The 1,593-nt window shown below is 71.8% G+C and carries 2 protein-coding genes; one reads left to right on the top strand and one right to left on the bottom strand.

The features are described from left to right. Window positions 1-65 precede the first annotated feature (65 nt). On the top strand, window positions 66-818 hold the full coding sequence (gene fabG / locus RIF89_RS14880) for a 3-oxoacyl-ACP reductase FabG (RefSeq protein ID WP_309069846.1): 753 nt from the start codon (window positions 66-68) through the stop codon (window positions 816-818). Between the two features lie 23 nt (window positions 819-841). On the opposite strand, the gene RIF89_RS14875 is transcribed toward fabG, so the two are convergent. Further along, a complete protein-coding gene (locus RIF89_RS14875) occupies window positions 842-1,546 on the bottom strand; it encodes an SGNH/GDSL hydrolase family protein (RefSeq protein ID WP_309069845.1) in 705 nt (234 codons plus the stop codon). Window positions 1,547-1,593: the final 47 nt, after the last annotated feature.

Here is a 1,593-nt window from a genome sequence, read left to right as displayed (position 1 = left end):
GCGCCTGACGCCGGGCGACAGCACGCACGAACCCTCGCACTGCGACGAAGCATCGGAGGACCCGGATGACAACCCGAACCGCCATCGTGACCGGCGCCGCGCGCGGCATCGGAGCCGCCACCGCACGCCGCCTCGCCGCCGACGGCGCGGCCGTGGCGGTACTCGATCGCCTGGAGGAGCAGGCTCGTGACACGGCCCAGGCCATCGTGGTCGACGGTGGGCGCGCGATCGCGGTCGGCGTGGACGTGACAGACGAGAGCGCGGTGGCCGCCGCGGTCGAGCGCGTCGCGGCCGACCTCGGGGCGCCGACCATCCTCGTCAACAATGCGGGCATCCTGCGCGACAACCTGCTGTTCAAGATGTCGCTCGACGATTGGGACGCCGTCATGGATGTGCACCTGCGCGGTGCGTTCCTCATGACGCGCGCGGCGCAGGCGCACATGGTCGAGGCCGGATGGGGTCGCATCGTGAACCTGTCCTCCATCTCGGCGCTCGGCAACCGCGGTCAGGTCAACTACGCCGCCGCGAAGGCCGGGATCCAGGGCTTCACGAAGTCGCTCGCGATCGAGCTGGGGAAGTTCGGGATCACCGCGAACGCCGTCGCTCCGGGGTTCGTCGTGACCGAGATGACGAAGCAGACCGCCGAGCGCATGGGCATCTCGTTCGAGGAGTTCCTCGAGGGTGTGGCGTCGCAGACGCCCGTGCCGCGGGCAGGGCAGCCCGACGACATCGCGCACGCCGTGTCGTTCTTCTGCTCCGAGGGCGCGGGCTACGTATCGGGCCAGGTGCTGTACGTGGCAGGAGGGCCGCGGGCCTGAGCGTGCTTCGGACCGACGGCTGATCAGATGGCGCCGGCCGCGCGCAGCTCCTCGAGCACGCGCTCGGCGTAGATGCGGTGGCCTTCGGGGGTCAGATGCAGGCGGTCGGCGCGGAAAGGCAGGTCCCAGTCGAGCGCGGAGATGTAGCGTGCGCCGTGCGCGGAGGCCGCGCTCTCGAGCACGGCGTCGACCTCGCGCTCGTCCTCGCGCGCGGGCGCATCCACCGGGCCGATCACGACCACGTGCGCGACGTCGCCGGCGGCGTTCAGCACCCGCTCGGCGGCGTTCGCGAGGCTCTGCCGGTGCGCCTCGACGTCGTTCAGGCCGCCCTGGATGACGAGCGCGCCGTCGGTCTCCGTGGCGGCGACGGCGCGGTCGATCCGCTCGGTGAACGCGTGGGGTCCGCAGGCGCCGCTGTTCACGAAGCCCGTGAACGGGACGGCGTCGAGCGTGACGGTGAGCTCGGCGTCGAGCCGCGTGAGCGCATCGGTCCAGCGCTGTCCGCGCACACGCAGGGTGTCGCCCGCCGAGTACGAGTCGCCCAGCACGGTAATGCCGCGGGTCCCGTCGCCGAGCCTCTCGATCTCGCCGTAGCGCTCCTGATAGGCGCGGATGTCGTCGCATCCGGGCGGCTCCGCCTGCGCACGGGCGAGGGCGACCATCGTGGCACCGCCCGCCACGAGGGCGGAGACGATCACGGCTGCCATCACGATCCGACGAGTGCGCATCCGTCCATCCTGTCGACAGGCGCCTGCCCGGACGCTGAGTCCCGGGT

Origin of the sequence: Microbacterium sp., from assembly GCF_031178525.1 — a bacterium.
In the GTDB taxonomy this organism is placed as follows: Bacteria; Actinomycetota; Actinomycetes; order Actinomycetales; family Microbacteriaceae; genus Microbacterium.
Note: the sequence above shows the minus strand (reverse complement) of the source record. Positions and strands in the feature narration are given on the sequence as shown.